The sequence below is a fragment of the uncultured Porphyromonas sp. genome (assembly GCF_902489635.1).
Taxonomy (GTDB): Bacteria; Bacteroidota; Bacteroidia; order Bacteroidales; family Porphyromonadaceae; genus Porphyromonas.
This window is the reverse complement of sequence record NZ_CABUAN010000016.1, coordinates 20,230-43,404: the sequence shown is the minus strand read 5'-3', so window position 1 is coordinate 43,404 and position 23,175 is coordinate 20,230. Positions and strand designations below refer to the sequence as shown.

Genomic DNA, 23,175 nt, shown 5'->3' with positions numbered 1-23,175 from the left:
CGGGGCGTAGCCCCTCCGACTGGGGGCTATGATTCGTCCGACCGCAAGCGGTCGTATCGCTCCGACAGTTCCGATCCACTCCGATAGCTCCGATCTCTCCGATGGCTCCGATGACTCCGATGACTCCAGCCAACAGCCAACAGCTAACAGCCAAAGGCCAGCAACTAACCTCTTTTTCGTATCTTTGTAAGCATAATAATTAGTACAAGAAATCATTATGGCATCACAAGAAGACCTCTTTAAGAAGATTGTATCCCACTGTAAGGAGTATGGGTTTGTCTTTCCCTCATCTGATATTTACGACGGACTGAGTGCCGTCTACGACTATGGTCAGAACGGTGTAGAGCTTAAGAACAACATCAAGCGCTACTGGTGGGAGGCGATGACACGCCTGCACCCCAACGTGGTCGGCATCGACTCGTCGATCTTTATGCACCCAGACATCTGGCGGGCATCGGGACATATAGATGCTTTCAACGATCCACTGATCGACAATAAAGACTCCAAGAAGCGCTACCGCGCGGACGTCCTCATCGAGGACCAGATCGCTAAGATCGAGGGTAAGGCGCAGAAAGAGATCGAGAAGGCGCGCAAGCGCTTTGGCGACTCCTTTGACGAGTCACTCTACCGCACGACCAATCCACGTGTCAAGGGGTACCTCGACCAGGCGGAGGCTCTGCGCCAGCGCATGGCTAAGGCACTCAACGATAACGACCTCGAGGGGCTACGCCAGATCATCATCGATGAGAAGATCGTCTGCCCTATTAGCGGCACGACAAACTGGACGGAGGTGCGTCAGTTTAACCTAATGTTTTCCACCGAGGTGGGTTCGACGGCCGAGGGTGCCTCGACGATCTACCTACGCCCCGAGACGGCGCAAGGGATCTTTGTCAACTACCTCAACGTGCAGAAGACGGGACGCATGAAGCTCCCCTTCGGTATCGCACAGATCGGTAAGGCCTTTCGCAATGAGATCGTAGCACGTCAGTTTATCTTCCGTATGCGTGAGTTTGAGCAGATGGAGATGCAGTACTTCGTACAGCCAGGCACTGAGCTGGAGTGGTTTGAGTACTGGAAGAAGCTGCGCCTGCACTGGCACTACGCTCTAGGCTTCCCGCAGAGCGACTACCGCTACCACGATCACGAGAAGCTGGCGCACTATGCCAACGCTGCGACCGATATCGAGTACCTCATGCCCTTTGGCTACAAGGAGGTCGAGGGGATCCATAGCCGTACGGACTTTGACCTATCACGCCACGAGGAGTTCTCAGGCAAGAAGCTCCGCTACTACGATCCCGACACGAAGGAGTCTTACGTCCCCTACGTCGTGGAGACCAGTATCGGTGTGGATCGTATGTTCCTCTCGGTGCTCTGTGGCTCTTACAAGGAGGAGCAGACAGAGAATGGGGAGACCCGTGTCGTGCTCTCGCTACCACCTGCGCTAGCACCGGTCAAGCTGGCTGTCCTGCCACTCGTACGCAAGGATGGGCTGGATGAGAAGGCTCAGGAGGTGGTCCGTCTCCTGCACCTCGACTTCACCTGCCAGTATGACGAGAAGGATAGCATCGGCAAGCGCTACCGCCGTCAGGATGCTATCGGTACGCCTTACTGTATCACCGTGGATCATCAGACGCTCGACGATAACACGGTCACCCTACGTGACCGCGACACGATGCAACAGGAGCGTATTCCTATCTCTGCGCTACATGACCTCATCGCTGAGCGCACCAGTATCAACACCTTACTCAAGAAGATCGAAGATGAAATATAATCTATCCCTGAGAGCGAGCCTCCTAGCACTGCTCTCGCTGCTCCTACTCACAGCTTGCCAAGATCCTATTGATGCGACCACTCAGTGGCGGATCAATAATGAGAGTTCTTTCAATGAGTATGGCTCTAAGGAGGAGTATACCAAAGCCTCTATCGAAGGCTCCTCAGCCTACGTCTATATGAAGTGGCTGACTCATGGCGAAGGCAAGGAGTACCCCATCGAGACCTCACGCATCAAGTGCCACTACGAGATGCGCCTGCTCGTAGGCGACAAGGTGGTCGACGGTAACTACGGGTCGGAGCGTTCGGCCGAGTTTGCGATCAATCGTGGCCCGAAAAATCAGCTCGTCGAGGGAGCCCGCATAGGTCTCCAGCAGATGGTCGTAGGCGATGAGGCGGAGATCATCATCCCCTGGTACCTAGCCTATGGCGAGAGACGCTCTGGCGAGATCAATCCTTACTCGGCACTGAAGTTTCGTGTCAAGCTCGAGGAGATCATCCCCGAGAGCCAGCGTTCAGCGGTCTCTGAGGACTAGGCTTGTCCTACTGTAAACCTTAAATCTACACACTATGAAGATACTACTGACTAACGATGATGGCGTCCATGCGCAGGGGATTCGTGAGCTGGCGGAGACGCTTGCCCAGATAGCGACGGTGACGGTCGTCGCCCCCACGGAGCCCCGCTCGGGAGCCTCTTCGCAGATTACCTCCCGCACACCGCTACGGCTCTCCTTTATGGAGGAGAGTACGCAACTCTCCTATCAGCTCTACAGTTGCTCGGGTACGCCCGTAGATTGTGTCAAGCTGGCTCTTAATACGCTCTTTGCCTCTGAGCTGCCAGACCTGGTGGTCTCAGGGATCAACCATGGGCGCAACGACGGCATCTGCGCTATCTACTCCGGCACCGTGGGAGCTGCCATAGAGGCCGCCATAGCACGTATACCAGCGGTCGCTTTCTCGCTCGCTAACCACAGCGACAAGTGCGACTTTAGCGAGGTGTGCGCTTTTGCCAAGCAATTCATCCCGCAGGTGGTCGAGCATGGGCTACCACATACGACGATGCTCAATGTCAACTTCCCGAAGACTCCTGCCAAGGGTATCAAGTGGGCACCACAAGGTACGGGACGCTTCGTCAATGAGTATATGCGTGCCGAGACACCGCACGGCACTCCTGTCTACTGGATGCAGGGCGATCAGGTCGATCCCGATCAACGTACGGGGACGGATCACTACTGGCTCATCGAGGGCTACGCTACGATCTCACCCCTGCAGATCGATATGACAGATCACCCCTTCCTAGAGCAGGTCGCCCAGCAGTGGCCGCTACATCTCTAGAGCAATAGACAGACAAGCTATGAAATACCTCCTCATAGCTGGCGAAGCCTCTGGCGACGAGCATGGTGCACGGCTCATCGCTTCACTCAAAGCGGTCGATGCGAAGGCCGCTTTTGCCTTTATTGGGGGGGACAAGATGGCGCAGCAGGCGGGTGTAGCCCCACTATACCACTACCATGAGATAGCGGTCATGGGCTTCACGAGTGTGCTGCGCAGTATGAGCAAGATACGACTAGCTGCACGCCTACTACAAGAGGAGCTGCGCTCGAATCCTCCCGACGTAGTCATCCCGATCGACTACGGAGGCTTTAACCTGCGCTACACGCTCCCGATGGCGCATCGTCACGGCGTGCCAGTGGTTTACTACATTCCGCCTAAGGTGTGGGCCTCTCGTCGTAGGCGCATCAAGCGTCTCCGGAGCTACACGGACCTCTGCCTGACGATCCTCCCCTTTGAGGCGGACTACCTCTCGCAGCGTGGCGTCAATGCCCGCTACGTGGGCAATCCGAGCATACAGAGCGTGGGCGAGCTGCTGGATAGCAATGCTAAGCTGTGCGATACGGCACGACCTTACATAGCACTCCTCCCAGGGAGTCGCGAAGCGGAGATAGCCCGCAACCTACCGATCATGTGCCGAGCGATAGACCTCCTACCCGCTCCCTGGCGAGCCGTCATCGCAGGAGCACCGAGCATCGACCCAGCGCACTACACTCCCTATCTCAGTGAGCGCATAGAGCTCGTCATCGATGAGACGCTTCCGCTCTTGGCTGGAGCCTCGGCAGCGTTGGTCACCTCCGGGACAGCCACGCTTGAGACAGCACTCATAGGTACCCCACAAGTGGTCGCCTACCGGCTCCCCGCAGGATGCTTAGCGCGTTGGGCGTTCGACCATATCCTGCCGATCCGCTACTTTTCATTGGTCAACTTGATTGCCGAGTCTCCCGTTGTCGAGGAGCTGCTGGGCGACGCTGTGACGCCACAGCGACTAGTTCAAGCGCTAACCCCGCTGCTCGATCGTGAGAGCACAGCCTATCAGACGCAGCAAGCGCAATATCGTATGGTGCGCCAGCGACTAGAACCGTCACGTGTAGCCTCGCAGGTGGCAGCCGAGAGAATCTACCACGAGTTGTCTACGCAGTGGGAGTCGGAGGCGTAGCGGTGTGCTGTCGCGCCTACTCGAAGCAGAAGGTGAGCATGATCATCCGTCCCGTGCCACGACGTAGCGCATTGGTGTAGCGCATGCTAGCCCCATCATCCAGGTCGGGGCGATTGTGACGGATCAGGTCCGTAAAGCCAAAGTCAAAGCGTAGCTCCGGCGAGAGCTTGAAGTAGCGCAGGTAAATGTCGCACCCGACGCCAAAGGTCCAGCCCGCTGAGAGCGGTGCGAACTGCAAGGGAGCACCCTTTTTCTGACCCATGTGTAGCAAGCCGTAGACGCCCCCCACGAGATAAGGGCGGGTGTCGTTGAAGCGCACAGAGCTGTACTTGACCAGTAGCGGCAACTCGATCTGACTGGTGCGCATCGGCATCGATTCAAAAGCCTCGTCGCCCGTTGCCTCCCAAGACCTAAAGAGCAATCGCTGCTCCCCAAAGTGTAGTGTCGGGAGCAGTCGTATACTCCAATCCATGTGCGGGTTGTAGTTGGCTATGACCCCTACGCTAAAGCCTGGGCTATAGCTCGGCACTGCTGCATAGAGCGTTTGCGCCTCCCCCTCCGTCGGGCCCAGGTTGTCGATGATCAGATCCTCCACATGCACTCCCACGTGAAACCCCCAGTTGAATCGTCTATGATCCGCATAGGGTCGCGTCATCGGTCGTGCCGTTTGCGCAGAGAGCGTGGTAGCCATTGGCACCAGGAGCAGCAGGAGCAGGAGCCCCACCAACCCATGGCGACGACCTAGTGAATAGGTATGATATGTACTTACGTCTTGCTTCACAAAAGAGTAATTGACTACGTGATTCAAACGTCTATCCGGCAAAGATATTGTATATTTGCTTGATTTAAGCACCCAAACATAGTAAAGCTCATGCAGGTATACAATCTATCCGAGAGACCTTCACTCCTGACCCACTTCATCTCTGAGATACGAGACCGAGAGATCCAGAGAGATCCCCTACGCTTTAGAGCAAACATCGAGCGCATCGGCCACATCATGGCTTACGAACTGAGCAAGCAGCTCCACTACCAGACACGTCCCGTGGAGACACCACTCGGCACCGCCCCCACAGCCGTACTAGATGAGCAGCTCGTCGTGGCAACGATCCTCCGTGCTGGACTACCCCTTCATCACGGCTTCCTAGACTTCTTCGATCGTGCCGAAAATGCTTTCATCTCCGCCTATCGCAAGGTCAAGGATGACGAAGACTTTGACATACATGTCGAGTATGTTGCTGCGCCAGACCTGACCGGCAAGGAGCTACTTCTCGTTGACCCGATGCTCGCCACGGGAGGCTCTATGCATCTCTCCTGGCAAGCACTCCTCAAGAGCTGTGGCACACCTCGCCACACCCACATGGTCGCCATCGTGGCTAGCCAGCAAGCTATTGACTTTCTCCAGTCTCAGTTTGACGACAAGGCACCCGTCACACTATGGGTGGCTGTCATCGACCCAACACTCAACGAGCATGCTTACATCGTCCCAGGACTGGGTGATGCGGGCGATCTAGCCTTCGGTAGTAAGCTCTAAAAGGGAGGCTCCGTTGACTACACTACGCGACATAGAGCTCTTGGCTCCAGCCTCCTCGCTCGAGGGCGGTCTGGTAGCGCTCTCGGCGGGTGCCGATGCGGTCTACGTGGGCGCTCCTCAGTATGGTGCTAGGAGTGCCGTCGGGGTCTCGCTCGAAGATATACGGCAGCTCTGCGATGCAGCCCACAGCTATGCCGCACGAGTCTATGTAGCACTCAATACGATCCTCACCGATAGTCAGTTAACTCACGCCGTCGAGATGGCGCATCAGCTCTACGAGGCGGGCGCTGATGCACTCATCATACAGGATCTCGGACTACTCACCCAGGAGCTACCGCCTATCCCGCTACACGCTAGCACGCAGTGTCACAACCATTCGCTAGAGCAGCTGCAGATGCTCTCCGATCTAGGATTCGAGCAGGCTGTCTTGCCGCGCGAGTGGAGCTGTCAGGACATTGCGATGGTGCGCGACAAGACCCCGCTGCGACTGGAGGCGTTCGTCCACGGGGCTCTCTGCGTCTCTTACAGTGGTCGCTGCTTTATCTCCGAGGCACTCTCGCAGCGCAGTGCCAATCGGGGGCAATGCGCTCAGTACTGTCGCATGACTTATGATCTCGTCGATGCTCAGGGACAAAAGCTACGCCAGGGCGAACACCTACTCTCTCTGAAAGATCTCAACCGCACCGAGATCATCGAAGAGATGATCGATGCGGGCGTCAGCTCCTTCAAGGTGGAGGGCCGACTCAAGGCGATCCCTTACGTGCGCAACGTCATCGCTCACTATCGTAGAGTGCTAGACGAGATCTTGACTCGTCGTAGTGGTGAGTTGCGACGTCCCTCATGGGGAGCGGCGGAGTACACCTTCACGCCTCAGCCTGAGGCGACCTTTGCCCGCCCCTTTACCAGCTACAATACGCCCCTCGGTTCGCCTATTCCCACCGATAGCATCACACCCTTTAGCAGCAAAAGCCTCGGCCAGCCGATCGGCACGGTAATCCAGAGTCGAGGCAAAGAGCTAGAGATAGCACTCCTGAGCGACGACATCGCGCTTGCTAATGGCGACGGGGTGGTCGCTTACGCTATCGACAAGAAGCTCATCGGAGCGCAGATCAACCAAGTGACGCCCGCTAGGCGAGCAGGACACTATCGTCTGCGTCTCTCCCAAGCGCTCGAGCTACCGCAGGGGACGACGCTCTGGCGCAATCTCAACCATCTCCTAGAGGCTCAGCTCCTACGTCCCGATGCCTCTACCCGCACCATACCGGTGTCGCTACATCTAGAGGCAACTCCCGACCGGCTCACACTACAAATGCAACTCACGGAGGCAGCCGAGCTGTCGGTCACACGTAGCCGATCGGTCACGCTAGAGCCTGCGCAGCGAGACAATACGGCTCACGTAGAGCGCACCCTCCGCAAGCTCGGCGACACACCATACAGAGCTACAGAGGAGACCATAAAGTTAGACGGACTCTTCGTCCCGCCCTCGCTCGTTGCGGAGCTGCGACGAGAACTCGCGGAGGAGCTACAGCGTCAATGCCTCGCTCTAGCACTACAACGCAGAGACGCCATCGGTAAGCCCCTACTGCAGCAGCGCCTCGACCGACTCCGCACGTCAGACCCTACGGCACGTCAGCGGTATGGTCTGCCCGACACGCTAGACTTTACCTACAATGTAGCCAATGAGTCGGCACGTCAGCTCTACCGCCAGCTAGGCGTCTCCGGGAGCATCGCTCCTGCCCTGGAGGTCGAGCGCCCCGAGGGATCGATCCCCGTGATGTTTACCCGTCACTGCCTGCTGCATCAGCTCGGCTACTGCACACGGACGGGGCGCAAGCCACCTTTTGCGCTGCCACTCTATCTAGTGCGTGGGCGAGATCGACTGCGTGTCGCAAACGACTGTCTCCACTGCATGATGACCCTGTGGCTAGATCCCCCTCAAACTAACCTCTAATCTCTAACTTCTACCCTCTAATTCGATATCCACGTGGGAAGTCTCAAATCCCCACGTGGATATTTCTTGATCCCTCCCTTGGGATCTTTTCGTCCCTCCGTGGGGATTTTTTAATCCCTCCCTTGGGATTTTTTCGTCCCAACGCAGGTGGGATCTTTTTGTCCCATCAGTATGGGACGACCATTCCGAGCTATTTACCCTGTTGACCGTTGGTTGTTAGCCATTGGCTAGCCTCTCTAGTTGCACTAGTGCTACTAGTGGCACTAGCACTCCGATCTCTAATCTCTAACTTCTAATCTCTAACTCCCCTCTAATCTCTTTTTCGTATCTTTGTCCCAAGTCTATTTTTCACTGGTAGATTATGCACAGACCTAAGACCCCTACCCGACTAATTAGATGGGTACTTGCGATGACGATGGTGTGGCTCACGAGCTGCGCTAGTCGTCAGGCGACTGTGACTCCGTACGTGGCTGGCGAACAGCCTGCGAACGGGGTCGTTTACTATCTACCGAAGACACAACTACGTATACACTTTGTCATCTCAGAGGAGCAGTTTGAGCCTGGTGCACTGGTCTCTTACGCCTCTAGGTATCTAGGTGAGAGCTATGCGACGCAGCCCACGACACGCTACCAGATAGAGCGTGTGGCGATGCACGCTCATGGAGTCCCCGACACGACACAGAGCTATCTGATCCAGTCAGTGACGACACCCTCTGTCGAGCAGCTGGCGGCACTAACGCCCGAAGGTCTGCTCTACTCACTCCACGGCAAGGCGTACAAGCCTACCACGACGGACTACCTCGCAGACTATCCTAAGGGGGTAACCCAACAGGAGGCGAGTCAGGCACTACCTCAAGAGTATGCCCTAGCGACCTCACGTGCCAAGCAGGCTGAGGTGGCGGCCAGTAGACTCTTCGAGCTACGAGAGCGCCGTGTGGAGCTGCTCTCGGGTCAAGTCGAGACAATGCCGTGCGATGGACCAGCACTCAAGATGGTCCTAGACGGACTGGACAAAGAGATAGCAGCACTGCAGGCACTCTTCGCTGGTCGTACTACGAGACGATACTACGAGGAGATCGTGGACGTCCCCATTGACGAGCCGGCCTCACAGCAGGTGGTGGCTCGCTTTGCACCGCAGTACGGCTTGGTCGACAAGGCAGATCTCTCAGGTGCTCCTATATATATAAGTGTCGAGGCTCTAGATCATCCCACGCAGCAGAGCGATGCTGAGCTGCACAAACTGGCCAAGAGCAAGGCGCTCCGCTACATCGAGCCAGGACGAGCTCGCGTGTCACTACAGCTGCCCGAGCGGAGCCAGGCGATCATGCTAGAACTCTCGGTGGCTCAGTGGGGACGCACAGCTCTCCTAGAGCACAAGCTCGGTGCTGACAAGCTAGGCCAGCTGCCCTACACGATATACTTCGACCTCACGAGTGGCTCTATCAAGCTGATCGAGCTGCCGCAGCAGTAATAACTTGAAAAAACACTAATCTATAAACGAACCATTCATATGGAAAATAAACACCCTAAGGGGCTCATCGTATTGGCCCTAACGAACATGGGAGAGCGCTTCGGCTACTACACGATGCTGGCCATATTGACGCTCTACCTACAGGCGAAGTTCGGCTTCTCCTCGGCAACGACTAGTATGCTATATGGAACCTTCTTAGCGCTGGTCTACTTCCTCCCAATCTTCGGTGGTATCATAGCTGATAAATGGCTCGGATATGGTAAGACCATCTTTGCAGGTGTCACGATCATGTTCGCTGGTTACCTCCTCCTGGGGCTACCTTTTGGCTCTGGAAGTGCAGGTATCACGATCATGCTCTTGTCCCTCTTCCTGATTGCTGCTGGTACGGGACTCTTCAAGGGTAACCTACAGGCACTCGTGGGTAAGATATATGATGACCCCAGGTTCTCTAAGGGACGTGATATGGCGTTCTCTATCTTTTACATGTTCATCAACATCGGTGCCTTCTTTGCTCCTAGCATGGGTAACTGGATTACGAACAATGTACTAGCTAAGGAGAACTACTTCTACGATGCAACCATTCCCGCAAACTACAATAAGCTCAACGATGAGACGGTCGATGCTGATGCCTTTATCGCAGAGCTGAAAGCTAAGCACCCTGAGTATGCTCAGCTAGCAACTAAGGAGCTGGATCAAAAGATCTCAGCGGCTAAGAAGAAGGCTGGTGTCATGTTCCCCGAGGACGAGGCACAGGTTCTTCACGACCTACGTATAGCAGCCCTCCGCCAGTATACTAAAGCTGGGCTAGTGAGTGATCCTCAACTGCAGATCACGGATGCCGACCATGAGATCCTCATCAGTCGCGATGCAAAGGACGAGCCGGCCAAGTTTGCTATCAATGAGCGCGTGGCTATGCTGCAGATCCCAGCTGAGTGGACGGCTGATCTAAACAGTAAGCTCAATGCGGAGCGCGTAGACAGAGGTGAAGCAGCTCAAGAGTTAAGCTTCGAGCGTGCCTTCGGTGAGCACTATGTGTCGACGACCTTGTCACAATCTTATAGTCTCTCGTTCTTTGTGGCTTGTATCAGCTTGATCATATCTATCTTGATCTTCGTACTCTGTCGTAAGACCTGGAAGGCAGCAGACGTAACCGTCAAGCAAGCTAAGGCTATGGCAGCACAGGGCGACAGCTCAGCGCATGTCGTCGAGATGTCTAAGGCTGAGGTTAAGGAGCGTCTCATCGCACTAGGACTGGTCTTCTTCGTTGTGATCTTCTTCTGGATGGCTTTCCACCAGAACGGCTTGACGATGACCTTCTTCGCACGAGACTATACCGTATCACGTGTAGACGCTGCGGGCTATATGCCGTTTAGTCTACTGATGCTGATACCTTTCATCTGCTTTATGTATGGTATCTACCTCTCTACCTTTGGACTACTGGGTGGTAAGAAAAATGTCAAGACAGGCTTAGTCCTCGTCGTGCTAGGTATCGCTGGTCTCGCTGGTGGATACTTCGTAGACATCAAGCCTATCGGTGATGCTCTGAGAAACATTACACCTCAGATCTTCCAGCAGTTCAACCCATTCTTCATCATCCTGCTAACTCCTATCACGGTAGGTCTCTTTGGTTATCTAGCCAATCGTGGCAAGGAGCCCTCAGCTCCTCGCAAGATAGGTATCGGTATGCTCCTAGCAGCTATCGGATTCTGCGTACTACTGATCCCAACGATCATGTACGCACTACCCGCACCTGCTCATATCCATGGCACCAGTGATACGCTCGTATCGCCTAATTGGCTGATCGGTACTTACTTCGTACTGACACTTGCTGAGCTCTTCCTTAGCCCGATGGGTCTATCCTTCGTTTCTAAGGTAGCTCCTCCACAGTACGCTGGTCTTATGCAGGGTGGATGGCTCGCAGCAACCGCTATCGGTAACCTGCTCGTCGGCGTGATGGGCTCTCTCTGGGACAAGATGCCTATGGGCTGGTTCTGGGGCGTGCTAATCATCTGCTGTCTCCTCTCTGCCGCCTTCATATTTGCTGTTATGAAGCGACTCGAGCGCGCTACGGCAGACTAAAGAGGCTGTACTATGAGATAACAGTCTCCAACAAAAGACTGTATCAATTCTCCACCAATAACGATGGACGTATCGCAGACTCCTTTACTAAGCAAGGGGTGGGCGATGCGTCCATTCGATTATAGATATACAATAGAATGCTCATGAGACCTTTATCAGACATCGTCACCTCTCTCTGCTCTCCAGAACCCGTGGAGGTAACACAAGAAGAAGCGCTCCAACTCGCCAAAGAAGCGACTAGCGAGGAGCTCTACGAGGCAGCCCACCGCGTGACGCGGCACTGTATGGGAGACGCCTTCGACACCTGCTCGATCATCAATGTCAAGAGCGGACACTGCTCCGAGGATTGTCACTGGTGCGCTCAGAGTGCTCACTACCATACGCAGGCAGATGCCTATCCACTGCTGGATGTCGAGCCGTGCGTGGCTGAGTCACGAGCTAATCGTCAGGCGGGCATCGGGCGCATAGCACTCGTTGCCAGTGGACGAGGACAGAGTGACCGGGAGATAGAGCGTATCGCACAGCACTATGAGGCGATGCACCAGGCGAGCGACATCAAGCTCTGCGCCTCTATGGGACTGCTGACGAAGGAGCAACTCCGACGCCTGCACGAGGCGGGTGTCACCACCTATCACTGCAATCTGGAGAGTGCTCCGTCACACTTTCCCAAGCTCTGCACGACCCACACGCAGGCAGAGAAAGAGCAGACCATTCGTTGGGCTCGGGAGGTAGGGTTGCAGGTTTGCTCGGGAGGGATCATCGGCATGGGCGAGACGATGGCACAGCGCATCGAGTTCGCCTGCTATCTCCGTTCGCTCGCCATACGCTCCATACCTATTAATATACTCCAGCCGATCGCTGGGACGCCACTAGCCGACGAGCCTCGCCTGACGGACGAGGAGTATCTGCGCACGGTGGCACTCTTTCGTCTGATCAATCCGACGGCTTTCCTGCGCTTTAGTGGGGGGCGGCTGAGGCTTTCGCCAGAGGTGATGCGCCAAGCTATGTACATCGGCATCAATAGCGCCATCACGGGCGACATGCTGACGACCAGCGGTATGCAGGCGCGCGAAGATATGCAGCTCATCGCTGAGATGGGCTATTGCAATACCAACGAAAAGGATTGGCGTACCGAAGAAACCGCTTAAACTATGAAGCAATACGACCCAACAGTCCAGCAAGCCTTAGAGTGGGACCGCAAGCACCTGTGGCACCCCTACACCTCAACGGAAGATCCGCTACCAGTCTATCCCGTTTCGCACGCCGAGGGGGTACGCATCTACCTAGCCGACGGCACAGAGCTGATCGACGGCATGAGCTCCTGGTGGTGCGCTGTGCATGGGTACAACCACCCTGTGCTCAATGCTGCCGTGGAGACGCAGATAGGGAAGATGAGCCACGTCATGTTTGGCGGGCTAACGCATCAGCCTGCCATAGCACTCGGCAAGGAGCTTCTGAAGATGCTCCCCGAGGGTTTCGATTGGATCTTCTACGCAGACAGCGGTTCGGTGGCTGTCGAGGTGGCGCTCAAGATGGCGATCCAGTACCAGCAGTCTCTCGGTGAGACGCAGCGAGATCACTTCGTCACCATTCGTCGAGGCTATCACGGCGACACCTGGCACGCTATGAGCGTCTGCGACCCTGTAACGGGGATGCATAGTATCTTCGGCACGGCACTACCACAACAACACTTCCTTGCACCGCCCTCGGTCAAGTGGGGCGAGCCGTGGCGTGATGACGCTATGGAGCCTCTCCGCCAAGTGCTTGCTCAGCACGGCGAGCAGATCGCAGCACTCATCTTAGAGCCTATCGTGCAGGGAGCCGGCGGTATGTACTTCTACCACCCCAACTACCTCGTGGAGGCGCGTAAGCTGTGCAATCAGTATGGCGTGCTGCTCATTTTCGACGAGATAGCCACAGGCTTCGGACGTACGGGACGTATGTTTGCGATGGAGCATGCGGGCGTCTTGCCCGACATCGTGACCCTCGGCAAGGCACTCACAGGAGGCTATATGACGCTCTCCGCCATTGTCACAACGCAGCGCGTCGCTGAGACCGTTTGCCGTGGTGAGGCGGGCTGCTTTATGCACGGCCCCACATTTATGGCCAACCCTCTGGCTTGCTCCGTAGCTCTCGCCAGCTTGCAGCTCATCCAGCGTGAACCAACGCTAGAACGTGTCGCCAAGATCGAGGCGCAACTGAAGCGTGAGCTAGCACCCGCCAGCACCTTCGCAGGGGTCACTGAGGTGCGCGTCCTCGGCACTATCGGCGTGATCGAGCTAGACGAGCCAGTCGATATGGCCTTCATGCAGCGCCGCTTCGTAGAGCTCGGTATCTGGGTACGACCCTTCGGCCGGCTCTGCTACATCATGCCCCCATACATTATCCAACCCGACGACCTCTCCCGCCTCACGGCTGGCTTGCTCACAGTCGTCCAGGAGATGGTCGCTAGACAATCACGATAACAGTCACGCAGTATGAAACAAACGATAGTCATTGGCGCAGGAATCACAGGACTCACCACGGCACTCTACCTACGAAAAGCGGGACTGCCCGTACTCGTCCTCGAGGAGGCGGAGCGCGCTGGTGGACAAATACGCACTTTGCGGGAGGAGGGCTACACCTTCGAGACGGGACCTAACACAGGGTCGATATCTTTTCCCGAAGTTGCCGAGCTCTTTGCGCTCTTGCCCTCAGGCTACGAGGCCGCCACACCAGCGGGCAACTGTCGATACATTTATAAGAAAGAACGGCTGCACCAGCTCCCTTCGGGTCCTTGGAGCGGGCTCACGACACCGCTCTTTACGCTAGGCGATAAGTTTCGCCTGCTCGGTGAGCCGTGGCGCAAGAAAGGCAACGATCCCTACGAGTCTGTCGGCTCTCTTGCGAAGCGACGTCTAGGCAAGAGCTTCCTGCAGTATGCCGTCGACCCCTTCGTCGGGGGCATCTACGCTGGCGATCCGATGAAGCTAGAGACCCGCCACGCACTACCCAAGCTCTACAACCTAGAGCAGGAGTATGGGAGCTTCATCCGTGGAGCTATGGCTAAAGCCAAAGAGCCCAAGAGCGACCGTGATCGCCTAGCCACCAAAGAGGTCTACTCCGGACGCCACGGACTGGAGACGATGATCCACGAGATGGTCGAGCAGATCGGCACGGAGCATGTCCGCACGGGAGCCCCCGTCACCTCAGTCAGACAGGGTGCAGCGGGCGACTGGCTTGTCACCTACCAGCAAGGCGGAGAGCTACACGAAGTCTCAGCCGAGCAGGTGGTCTCGACCGTAGGTGCCCACGCCTTGGCGAGCTTCCTCGGGGAGACCCTCCCAGACGAACTCTTATCGCCCATTACAAGTCTCTACTATGCGCCGATCGTCGAGGTGGCTGTCGGCTTTGACCATAAGGTCAGTAACTATCGTGGCTTCGGTGCGCTCATGCCTTCGTCAGAGCCGGTCGACATCCTCGGGGTTCTCTTCCCGTCGGACTGCTTTGCCGAGCGCACACCGACTGCCGAAGGGGTGCTCTACAGCATCTTCATGGGAGGCGCACGACGCCCCGACTTAATCGATATGGAAGAGAAAGAGCTGCAAGCTTTGGCACTCAAAGAGCTATACAAAGTGCTCGACATCGACCCACGCATAGTGCCTAGTATGGTGCATATCTCGCGCCACCGCCATGCGATCCCGCAGTATGGTGCCGACAGCGAGAGACGCTGCGCAGCCATTGCGGAGGTAGAGCATCGCTACCCGGGACTCATCATTGCGGGCAATTGTCGGGATGGTATCGGCATGGCGCACCGCATCACACAAGCGACGCAGGTCGCCCAGCAACTAATCACCGACAGCGATCAGTAGGTCGGCAAGAGTCAGAGCGACCATAGACTGCACGACAGGCACCGCCCGTAGTGCTATGCACGGGTCGTGACGGCCCGTGAAGGTATGTGTCACGCGCTTACCTTCGGTCGTGAGCGTCTGCTGCGGACGGGCAATGGTCGGGGTCGGCTTAAACGCTACCTTCATCACCAGATCCTGTCCCGTCGTGATGCCGCCGAGTGCACCGCCATTGTGATTGCTGCCGAAGGTCACCATGCCCGTATCGCTCATCGCGAGCAATTCGTCTAGCACCTCACTACCCCACTGCCCCGCTAGGTCAAAGCCATCGCCAAAGGCAAAAGCACGACTCCCCGGTATGCTCATCACGGCATAGCTCAGGAGTGCTGGTATACGGTCAAAGACGGGGGCTCCAAGGCCTGCGGGCACACCACGCACCACACAGCCCACGACACCGCCCACGCTGTCTCGGTCGGCTTGTACCTTAGTCAGGTAAGTGGCTATCTCCTCATCTAGTGTCTCATCAGGACAGTAGCAGAGGCGGTCGTAAGTATGCTCTAGAGGGTAGGTCGTGTAGTCGCCAGCTAGCGACAGAGTGCCCACCTGCTGTATGAAAGCCTGCACTGTGACGCCTCGCAGCTGCTCTAACCACTGCTGAGCGATGGCTCCCGCCACCACACGAGCGACCGTCTCACGACCACTTGACCGACCTCCACCAGGCTGTGGCTCGAGGCCATACTTAAGCCAGTAAGTCAGGTCGGCATGATTTGCTCTAAAGGGTTTTCCTAGCTCACTCGTGGCGGTGGCGTAGTCTTGCGAGCGAGCATCCCTATTTTGTATCACGAAGGCTATCGGACTTCCCAGCGTCCGTCCCTCGTCAGTCAAGCCTGAGAGCCAGACCACTTCGTCTGGCTCTCGGCGTTTTGTCGTAGATCGTGAGTAGCCCGGACGACGTAGGTTGACAAAGTGCTGCACAGCCTCCCGATCGATCCGGAAGCCCGCAGGCATACCATCGAGGATTCCCCCCATGGCCACTCCGTGCGACTCCCCAAAGGTGGTCAGTCGCAGATGCCGTCCGAAGCTATTCATCGTATGATTGCTTAGTGGCAACCGCTGCAGCAAGAGCAGCCACCCTCGTGGTCGTCGCCGTCGCAGCAACCGCCCGCATGGCCCGAGAACTGTGCCGTCAGTCTCTGACGATCCTCCTCAGTGGCAGGACGTGCCTCTAGGACAGATCCGATGAAGTGTAGCGTCTGACCAGCCAGCGGATGGTTAAAGTCCATCGTCACCGTATCGTCCGTGATCTTCTCGACGATACCAACCAGCTGATTGCCTTGGTTGTCGAGCATAGGGACTGCGTTGCCTTCGAAAACGACATCTGAGTGGAATTCGCCCTTCTCGTTTTTGAAGAGATCCTTCTCCAGCTCCAGGATGTAAGCGTCAGAGACCTCTCCATACGCCTCTTCGGGCTTGAGGGTAAAGTCAAATTTGTCGCCAGCCTCTAGACCCATCAGTTGCTTCTCGAAAGCCTCTAGTAGAAATCCAGCTCCGACGATCAGAGCTAGAGGAGCCTCGGGAGTAGCCTTCTCGACGATGTCTTCCTTTCCTTCACCTGTGTAGAGTTCGTACTCGCAGGTTACGTAGCTATCTTTTGTAATCTTCATGTTAGGTATACTTTGTTCGTGATAAAATGCGGTTCAGGCACCGCAGCGACTGTCACATCGCATCGGTGTTACCGCAAAGGTACGAATTTAGAGATTAGAGACTAGAGATTAGAAGTTAGAAGTTAGAGACTAGATATCGGAGTCCCGATGGCTCCGATAGCTCTGATAGCTCCGATCACTCCAGCTAACAGCCAACAGCCAGATTCTGAAGATTCAGATATTTATTGTACCTTTGCCCTCCGAAGCTTATCTCCCAAGTGTGAGCAGCTCACCGATTGCTACTTGATCGAGACAAGCCCTTGCGGTATCCACGTGGTGCTAGACGATAGGATAGGCCCTTCGCTAGCCCTCTTTCATGACTGTTTAGGAGGAAGGAGAGCCACGCCCCTGCAAATTATTAACTACTTAAACGCAACAAAGCAATGAAAAAGGATCTACATCCTGAGAATTACCGTCCAGTGGCATTCAAAGATATGTCCAACGACGAAGTCTTCATCACGAAGAGTACTGCCAACGCTAAGGAGACTATCGAGATCGATGGCGAGACCTATCCGCTCATCAAGATAGAGATCTCCAACACGTCTCACCCCTTCTACACGGGCAAGGCTAAGCTCGTTGATACGGCAGGACGTGTCGATAAGTTCATGAGCCGCTACGGCAATCGTGGTAAGAAGGCTGACAAGTAAGCCACACATCGCAGTCTGAGAGCGCCGTCTGCGTCTCTCGGCCTCACCTAAATCACAAAGCACGCTACAGACCCTTGAGAGGGGTGTGTAGCGTGCTTTTCGTATTTGAGACTGTTGACTCTTGCAACAGTCTCATTTAGCCACTTTTGCTAGCAAACGCCTGAAGCGACGGCTGCCCCATTCCTCTTCGCCCCACCCAGCTCATCGCACGCCATAGCGTATGGAGCACGTCATAACGTATGGACAACAAAAAAGACGCACTCCAAATGAGGAATGCGTCTATCATTAGTTGCGGAGACAGGACTCGAACCTGTGACCTTTGGGTTATGAGCCCAACGAGCTACCACTGCTCCACTCCGCGATCGTTTGTATCTGCAAAGGTACGAAGAATATCTGAGACCGCCAAACGTCAACCCGACCTTCAACTCCGCAAACCGCATTACAAACGGCCAACTCCTGTTTTGGAGATGCTGGGATAGGTGTGTGGAGCAGTCGTTGCGGGTCTGGGTGCAACAAAATCTTGGGATGAGTCTTTTTTTTCTGTACCTTTGTGATACACATGGTGACAAAATGACGCACGACGAGCAACTACAGGTGGATGCACTCTACCAGAACGCTCTGCGACTCATCGAGCAGCGTGATGCGCTGCAACAAGAGATAGAGGCGCAGCGCGGGGAGATCGCAGACCTCAAAGCACGGCTCAGTGAGCAGTGTGATGAGCTGGAGGGACTCGAGAGTCGCAACCGGCAACTCTTGATGGCGCGTGCGCTTATCGTCAGTGGTACTGATATGGGCATCGCTAAGGAGCGACTGTCTCAGATGATCAAACGAATGGACCAAAGTATAGCTCTCCTAGAGCTACAGCATAGTACAGCTACAACTCAGCCACACTAATGGCACAAATGGATCAGCATAGCACTAAACCAGAGCATCGTCAGGACGAGATACAGAGTATCACGCTACTTGTCGATGGTATTGCTATCCCCATCGACGTGCCGCGCTGCGAGGAGCCTTACTATCGTCGTGCACAGCATACGATATCGGCTCTCGTCAAGAAGTATCGTGCAGCTTACCCGCAGCCTGCGGAGGGCGATGAGCAGTTGCACTGGCTTATGGCGGCTGTAGATATAGCCGTACAGTGTGAGGTGCTCAAGGAGAGTAAAGACACGACAGAGCTGCTGAAGCGTCTCTCTGAGGTAAATAGCCTACTAGAGCGACAATTGTAGGCTGCGGGAGGACGTCTCTTTCCTTTGTTAGAAAGGACTGGATGTATAGCTGGGATCCACGCGTTTGACCACTAGGACTTCTCTCATTAGGGTGAGTCTGTATCTCTACCAATCATGTCAGAGACATTGTAACGGATTAGATATACACACTTTAGTGATAACGATTTATGGAGATTAGCATATACCTACTGATACTATTCATATTATTAGCCCTCGTCGTAGGCGGTGGAGCCGTATGGCTTGCCGTGATGCGCCTCTACAAGCAGCGAGCGGAGCGCATCCTAAAGGAGGCCCAGGAGAGTGCCGACCAGGTTATCCTCGAGGCTCATAAGACTAAAAAGAAGGAGCTACATGAGGCTGACAGCATCTTAGAGAAAGCTAAGCAGGATGCTGAGATAATTAAGCAACAGAAGGTGATTGAGGCTAAGGAATACGCCTTGCAGCTCAAAGGGGAGCTGGAGGAGCGCCTAGCCGATCGCACCGCACAGGTACAGAGCCGAGAGACAACCTTACAGCAGCTCGAGCAGACGCTCACAGCACGTACCAAGCAGCTGGAAGATGCCTCGTCTGACCTAGAGCGTGAGCGCAAGCAGATGGCTCAGCAGGAGCAGCTAGTTGCTCAGAAGCAAGAGGAGCTAAGCGCCGCCATCCTCACACAACAAGCTAAGCTGGAGGAAATAGGTGGCCTATCCGCAGCGCAAGCTCGCGAGCAGCTCATCGAGTCCCTACGCCTAGAGGCTCGTGATCAGGCGGCTGCCTACACAGCAGAGGTGATCGAAGAGGCTAAGATGAATGCTTCGCAAGAAGCTCGACGACTGATCGTAGCGACGATACAACGTATCGCTACGGAGACCTCGGTAGAGAACTCAGTCTCAGTCTTTCACATAGACAATGACGAGGTCAAGGGGCGCATCATCGGTCGTGAGGGACGTAACATACGCGCTCTAGAGGCTGCCACGGGTGTGGAGATCATCGTAGACGATACGCCAGAGGCTATCGTGCTCTCAGCCTTTGACCCAGTGCGCCGTGAGATAGCTCGCCTAGCTCTGCACCAGTTGGTACAGGACGGACGTATCCACCCGGCTCGCATTGAGGAGGTGGTAGATCGCGTGAGCAAGCAGATCGAGGAGGAGATCATCGAGACGGGCAAGCGGACGATCATCGACCTCGGCATACATGGTATGCACCCTGAGCTGGTGCGTCTGGTGGGTAAGATGAAGTACCGCTCTTCCTATGGACAGAACCTCCTGCAGCATGCGCGTGAGACGGCCAACCTCTGCGCTACGATGGCCTCTGAGCTGGGGCTTAATGCTAAGAAAGCTCGTCGTGCAGGCTTGCTACACGACATTGGCAAGGTGTCTGACGAGGAGCCTGAGCTACCACACGCTATACTCGGCATGAAGATCTGTGAGAAGTACAAGGAGAAGCCCGACATCTGCAACGCTGTCGGTGCTCACCATGAGGAGGTGGAGATGGAGACGCTCCTAGCACCTATCGTGCAGATCTGTGACTCCATAAGCGGTGCTAGACCAGGAGCTCGTCACGAGATCGTCGAGGCGTACATCAAGCGTCTCAAAGACCTCGAGCAACTGGCACTCTCTTATCCAGGCGTGGTCAAGACCTATGCGATCCAAGCGGGTCGTGAGCTGCGTGTCATCGTTGGTGCCGATGAGATCGATGATCAGGCTACCGAGACGCTCTCGGCAGATATCGCTCACAAGATACAGACCGAGATGACCTACCCAGGGCAGGTCAAGATTACGGTGATCCGTGAGACTCGTGCCGTAAGCTATGCTAAGTAGTGGGCTTATGGGCAGCTCTAGTATCGATCTATACCATAACATAAGCCCTCGGAAGGAGATCCTTCCGAGGGCGCAAGCTACGATGTAAAGCTAAACATCTAGAGACAGATGCGTCGCAAGGTAATCTCTACGGTCGATAGGTACATCTTTACCCAGTTTCTGGCGACCTACTTTTTCTCCATTGTCCTGATCTTGGCAGTGGCGATAGCCTTCGACGTGACCGAAAAGCTAGACCGGCTCCTACAGCCGGAGGTCCCGCTACGAGCTATCTTATGGGACTACTACGCTAACTTCGTCCCTTACTATGCAAACCTCTTTAGTCCGCTCTTTGTCTTCATAGCGGTCATCTACGTCACCTCTCGTCTAGCAGAGAATAGTGAGATCATTGCTATCCTGAGCTGCGGCGTGAGCTTCCGTAGGCTTCTCAAGCCGTACATGATGGGCGCTGCCGTGATCGCGATACTGACTTTCCTCTTGAGTAGCTTCGTCATACCGCCAGGTAATCGCATCAGAATAGACTTTCAGAATAAATATATCAAGGACAAGCGCATCACCTACGCCAATGCGATCCAGATGCAGGTGGCTCCTGAGACCTTTATGTTTATGTCTTATTACAATGATGAGAGCAAGGTCGGATACACCTTCTCGATGGATCGCTTTGAGGGCAAAGACCTCAAGAGTCGCGTGATCGCGAATAGTATCGTCTACGACACCCTCCACAACTGGCAGCTGCAGGACTATACGATCACATACTTTGGCGAGCGACAAGACACGCTCCGTAGGGGCAATCAGCTAGACACGATCATACCGATCACGCCCAAGGACTTCCTCGTCACCGAGGGGGATGTCGAGATGCTTACCACCCCACAGCTATACCACTCCATACAGCAGCAGCGTATGAGAGGTGCGGCGACACAGCTCTACGCTATCGAGCTACACAAGCGCATAGCGATGATCCCCGCCTCGTTTATCCTAACGCTCATGGGCGTCTCGCTTTCGGCTCGCAAGCGCAAGGGTGGCATGGGACTAGCCCTCGCCGTGGGACTGTCGCTCAGCTTCCTCTACATCCTCTTCATGACGGTCACCTCCTCCTTTGCGGTCACGGGAGCTATGGCACCAGTGGTAGCAGCGTGGCTGCCAAACTTGGTTTACCTAGCCATCTCCTTCGTACTCTACCGTCTTGCACCACGCTAGCGAAGAGACTAGTGGCGCCAGAAAGCAGGCGCGAAGAGACTCAGCACGGTGAAAAGCTCTAGACGACCCGCCAGCATGAGGAAGCTCAGCACAATCAGGTCAAAAGAAGAAGCACTCGAAAAGTTGAAGACATAGTCGCCAAAGGCTGGTCCTATGTTGCCGATGGCCGATACAGAGGCAGTGCTGGCAGAGATAAAGTCGTTGCCCGTGAAGGTGAGACAGAAGGTGCCTAAGAAGATGAGCGCGATGTAACCAAAGAAGAAGCCCATCACCTTATAAACCGCTTCTTCGGGGACGCTCTTGCCATTGATCCGTAGTGGTGCCACAAGGTTTGGAGAGACGCGGTGGGCGATTTCCTTGGGGAGTGTCTTGGACATGATGACGAAGCGGATCACCTTGAGACCGCCCGCCGTGGACCCCGCGCAACCACAGATGAGCATGACGAAGAGTCCGCACAGCATAAAGAAGGGGCCCCAGCTAGCGTAGTCAGCATAGATATATCCCGTGGTGGAGATGAGCGAGATGATCTGAAAGAAGGCGTCTCGCAGTGCTTTCCCCAGGTGAGGCTGTATGCTGTTGAGGACAAGGTGCAGGGCGACGAGAGAGGCTGTGACGAAGATGATGCCGAGGAACCAGCGGGTCTGCTCGTCTCGGAAGAGTTGCTTGACCTGCCCCTTGAAGGCAAAGTAGATGAGTGTCATGTTAAGGCTACCGATCACCATAAAGATCATCAGGATCGTCTCAAAGTACGGACTATTGATTACCTCAAAGGGCTGATCATAGATCGAGAAGCCACCTGTCGAGAGACAGGTGAAAGCCATACAAGTAGCATCGAACAAAGGTATCGGTGTAAGCCGTAGTAACACGATGAGCACCACCGTCAGGAGACTGTAGACAGCCGCCAGTCGTGTGGCGACCTCCTTAATACGAGGCATGAATCGGTCATGATCCACGCCCGTCACCTCAGCCCGGTAAAGTAGTCCGATGTCTTTGCCCAGCACAGGACTCAATGCCAGAGAGAAAACGACGACCCCGATACCGCCCTGCCACTGCATGATAGAGCGCCAGAAGAGGATCCCCTTGGGAAGATGCTCCACAGAGGTAAAGGTCGAGGCACCCGTAGTGGTAAAGCCTGAGACCGACTCAAAGAGCGCATTACTAAAGCGTGGCAGATAGCCTCCCACGAGGAAGGGAATCATACCGATCAGTGCCACCACCAGCCACGTCATCGACACGGCGAGCATAGCCTCACGACGCCCGAGCTTGTCGCTATGCTTCAGCCGTCCACAGAGGAGTAGCACTATGCCTACCAGCAGGGATATGCCTAGCGTGACCAAGAGTGGCACCACAGTGTAGTCTCGCATGAGGAGCGATACGACGACACTGAGGAGGAGGAAGATACACTCGATCAGACAGATACCCCCCACGATGCTCCCGACGAAGGGTAGATTGATACGTCTCATGCTTGATGGAGTCAAAATAG

General features: G+C 55.3%; 20 protein-coding genes and 1 tRNA gene. 16 read left to right on the top strand and 5 right to left on the bottom strand.

The window, feature by feature from the left end:
* The first annotated feature begins 217 nt into the window (after nucleotides 1–217).
* Genes RDM37_RS04635 through lpxB form a run of 4 tightly spaced genes read left to right on the top strand, consistent with a single transcriptional unit; the run spans nucleotide 218 to nucleotide 4,261 of the window.
* Entirely contained in the window at nucleotides 218–1,771 is a 1,554-nt protein-coding gene (locus RDM37_RS04635) for a glycine--tRNA ligase (protein ID WP_308555427.1), read from the top strand.
* Nucleotides 1,761–2,306: an FKBP-type peptidyl-prolyl cis-trans isomerase gene (locus RDM37_RS04630; RefSeq protein WP_308555425.1), complete on the top strand. Its 546-nt coding sequence runs from the start codon at nucleotides 1,761–1,763 to the stop codon at nucleotides 2,304–2,306. Before RDM37_RS04635 ends, RDM37_RS04630 begins: the two co-directional genes overlap by 11 nt.
* A gap of 34 nt (nucleotides 2,307–2,340) precedes the next feature.
* Nucleotides 2,341–3,105 (top strand): 5'/3'-nucleotidase SurE, encoded by a 765-nt coding sequence (surE, locus tag RDM37_RS04625; protein WP_308555423.1) that lies wholly within the window; start codon nucleotides 2,341–2,343, stop codon nucleotides 3,103–3,105.
* Nucleotides 3,106–3,124: 19 nt separating this feature from the next.
* Nucleotides 3,125–4,261, top strand: coding sequence for a lipid-A-disaccharide synthase (lpxB, locus tag RDM37_RS04620; RefSeq protein WP_308555421.1), 1,137 nt, complete (start codon nucleotides 3,125–3,127; stop codon nucleotides 4,259–4,261).
* Between the two features lie 16 nt (nucleotides 4,262–4,277).
* On the opposite strand, the gene RDM37_RS04615 is transcribed toward lpxB, so the two are convergent.
* On the bottom strand, nucleotides 4,278–5,042 hold the full coding sequence (locus RDM37_RS04615) for a porin family protein (RefSeq protein WP_308555419.1): 765 nt from the start codon (nucleotides 5,040–5,042) through the stop codon (nucleotides 4,278–4,280).
* 90 nt (nucleotides 5,043–5,132) lie between these two features.
* Here RDM37_RS04615 and upp point away from each other — a divergent pair, with 90 nt between their 5' ends.
* The 7 genes from upp (at nucleotide 5,133) to hemG (ending at nucleotide 15,144) form a co-directional block, all read left to right on the top strand.
* Complete coding sequence (gene upp / locus RDM37_RS04610; protein WP_308555417.1) at nucleotides 5,133–5,792, top strand: uracil phosphoribosyltransferase; 660 nt, start codon at nucleotides 5,133–5,135, stop codon at nucleotides 5,790–5,792.
* A gap of 13 nt (nucleotides 5,793–5,805) precedes the next feature.
* Nucleotides 5,806–7,743, top strand: coding sequence for a U32 family peptidase (locus RDM37_RS04605; RefSeq protein ID WP_308555415.1), 1,938 nt, complete (start codon nucleotides 5,806–5,808; stop codon nucleotides 7,741–7,743).
* 361 nt (nucleotides 7,744–8,104) lie between these two features.
* On the top strand, nucleotides 8,105–9,214 hold the full coding sequence (locus tag RDM37_RS04600; protein WP_308555412.1) for a DUF4831 family protein: 1,110 nt from the start codon (nucleotides 8,105–8,107) through the stop codon (nucleotides 9,212–9,214).
* Between the two features lie 39 nt (nucleotides 9,215–9,253).
* Nucleotides 9,254–11,293 (top strand): peptide MFS transporter, encoded by a 2,040-nt coding sequence (locus RDM37_RS04595; RefSeq protein ID WP_308555410.1) that lies wholly within the window; start codon nucleotides 9,254–9,256, stop codon nucleotides 11,291–11,293.
* A 143-nt stretch (nucleotides 11,294–11,436) separates the two neighbouring features.
* The gene (bioB, locus tag RDM37_RS04590) at nucleotides 11,437–12,441 is read left to right on the top strand and encodes a biotin synthase BioB (RefSeq protein ID WP_308555408.1); all 1,005 of its coding nucleotides are present in this window, start codon (nucleotides 11,437–11,439) and stop codon (nucleotides 12,439–12,441) included.
* A gap of 3 nt (nucleotides 12,442–12,444) precedes the next feature.
* Nucleotides 12,445–13,758 carry an adenosylmethionine--8-amino-7-oxononanoate transaminase gene (gene bioA, locus RDM37_RS04585; RefSeq protein ID WP_308555406.1) on the top strand — a complete coding sequence of 438 codons (1,314 nt, stop codon included), beginning with the start codon at nucleotides 12,445–12,447 and terminating at the stop codon, nucleotides 13,756–13,758.
* A 12-nt stretch (nucleotides 13,759–13,770) separates the two neighbouring features.
* The gene (gene hemG / locus RDM37_RS04580; protein ID WP_308555404.1) at nucleotides 13,771–15,144 is read left to right on the top strand and encodes a protoporphyrinogen oxidase; all 1,374 of its coding nucleotides are present in this window, start codon (nucleotides 13,771–13,773) and stop codon (nucleotides 15,142–15,144) included.
* Here the strand turns inward: hemG and aroC are convergent.
* Nucleotides 15,121–16,209, bottom strand: coding sequence for a chorismate synthase (gene aroC, locus RDM37_RS04575; protein WP_308555402.1), 1,089 nt, complete (start codon nucleotides 16,207–16,209; stop codon nucleotides 15,121–15,123). The two genes, hemG and aroC, sit on opposite strands and share 24 nt — an antisense overlap.
* 11 nt (nucleotides 16,210–16,220) lie before the next feature.
* Nucleotides 16,221–16,784: a peptidylprolyl isomerase gene (locus RDM37_RS04570; RefSeq protein ID WP_297168481.1), complete on the bottom strand. Its 564-nt coding sequence runs from the start codon at nucleotides 16,782–16,784 to the stop codon at nucleotides 16,221–16,223.
* Between the two features lie 422 nt (nucleotides 16,785–17,206).
* On the opposite strand from RDM37_RS04570, the gene RDM37_RS04565 reads away from it, so the two are divergent.
* On the top strand, nucleotides 17,207–17,470 hold the full coding sequence (locus tag RDM37_RS04565; protein WP_004330764.1) for a type B 50S ribosomal protein L31: 264 nt from the start codon (nucleotides 17,207–17,209) through the stop codon (nucleotides 17,468–17,470).
* 289 nt (nucleotides 17,471–17,759) lie between these two features.
* Here RDM37_RS04565 and RDM37_RS04560 read toward each other — a convergent pair.
* Nucleotides 17,760–17,831: transfer RNA gene (locus RDM37_RS04560), tRNA-Met, on the bottom strand.
* A gap of 209 nt (nucleotides 17,832–18,040) precedes the next feature.
* Between RDM37_RS04560 and RDM37_RS04555 the strand changes: the two genes are divergently transcribed.
* The 4 genes from RDM37_RS04555 to RDM37_RS04540 all read left to right on the top strand — a co-directional run bounded on the left by RDM37_RS04555 (nucleotide 18,041) and on the right by RDM37_RS04540 (nucleotide 21,692).
* Nucleotides 18,041–18,364, top strand: coding sequence for a hypothetical protein (locus RDM37_RS04555; protein ID WP_299369435.1), 324 nt, complete (start codon nucleotides 18,041–18,043; stop codon nucleotides 18,362–18,364).
* Nucleotides 18,364–18,696 carry a cell division protein ZapA gene (locus RDM37_RS04550; RefSeq protein WP_308555400.1) on the top strand — a complete coding sequence of 111 codons (333 nt, stop codon included), beginning with the start codon at nucleotides 18,364–18,366 and terminating at the stop codon, nucleotides 18,694–18,696. The genes RDM37_RS04555 and RDM37_RS04550 overlap by 1 nt, the downstream gene beginning before the upstream one ends.
* Nucleotides 18,697–18,869: 173 nt before the next feature.
* Nucleotides 18,870–20,498, top strand: coding sequence for a ribonuclease Y (gene rny / locus RDM37_RS04545; RefSeq protein ID WP_374043027.1), 1,629 nt, complete (start codon nucleotides 18,870–18,872; stop codon nucleotides 20,496–20,498).
* A gap of 108 nt (nucleotides 20,499–20,606) precedes the next feature.
* Nucleotides 20,607–21,692 carry an LptF/LptG family permease gene (locus tag RDM37_RS04540; RefSeq protein WP_308555398.1) on the top strand — a complete coding sequence of 362 codons (1,086 nt, stop codon included), beginning with the start codon at nucleotides 20,607–20,609 and terminating at the stop codon, nucleotides 21,690–21,692.
* Nucleotides 21,693–21,700: 8 nt separating this feature from the next.
* Here the strand turns inward: RDM37_RS04540 and RDM37_RS04535 are convergent, their stop codons facing one another.
* Nucleotides 21,701–23,155, bottom strand: a complete 1,455-nt coding sequence (locus RDM37_RS04535; RefSeq protein WP_308555396.1) for a TrkH family potassium uptake protein — start codon at nucleotides 23,153–23,155, stop codon at nucleotides 21,701–21,703.
* Nucleotides 23,156–23,175: the final 20 nt, after the last annotated feature.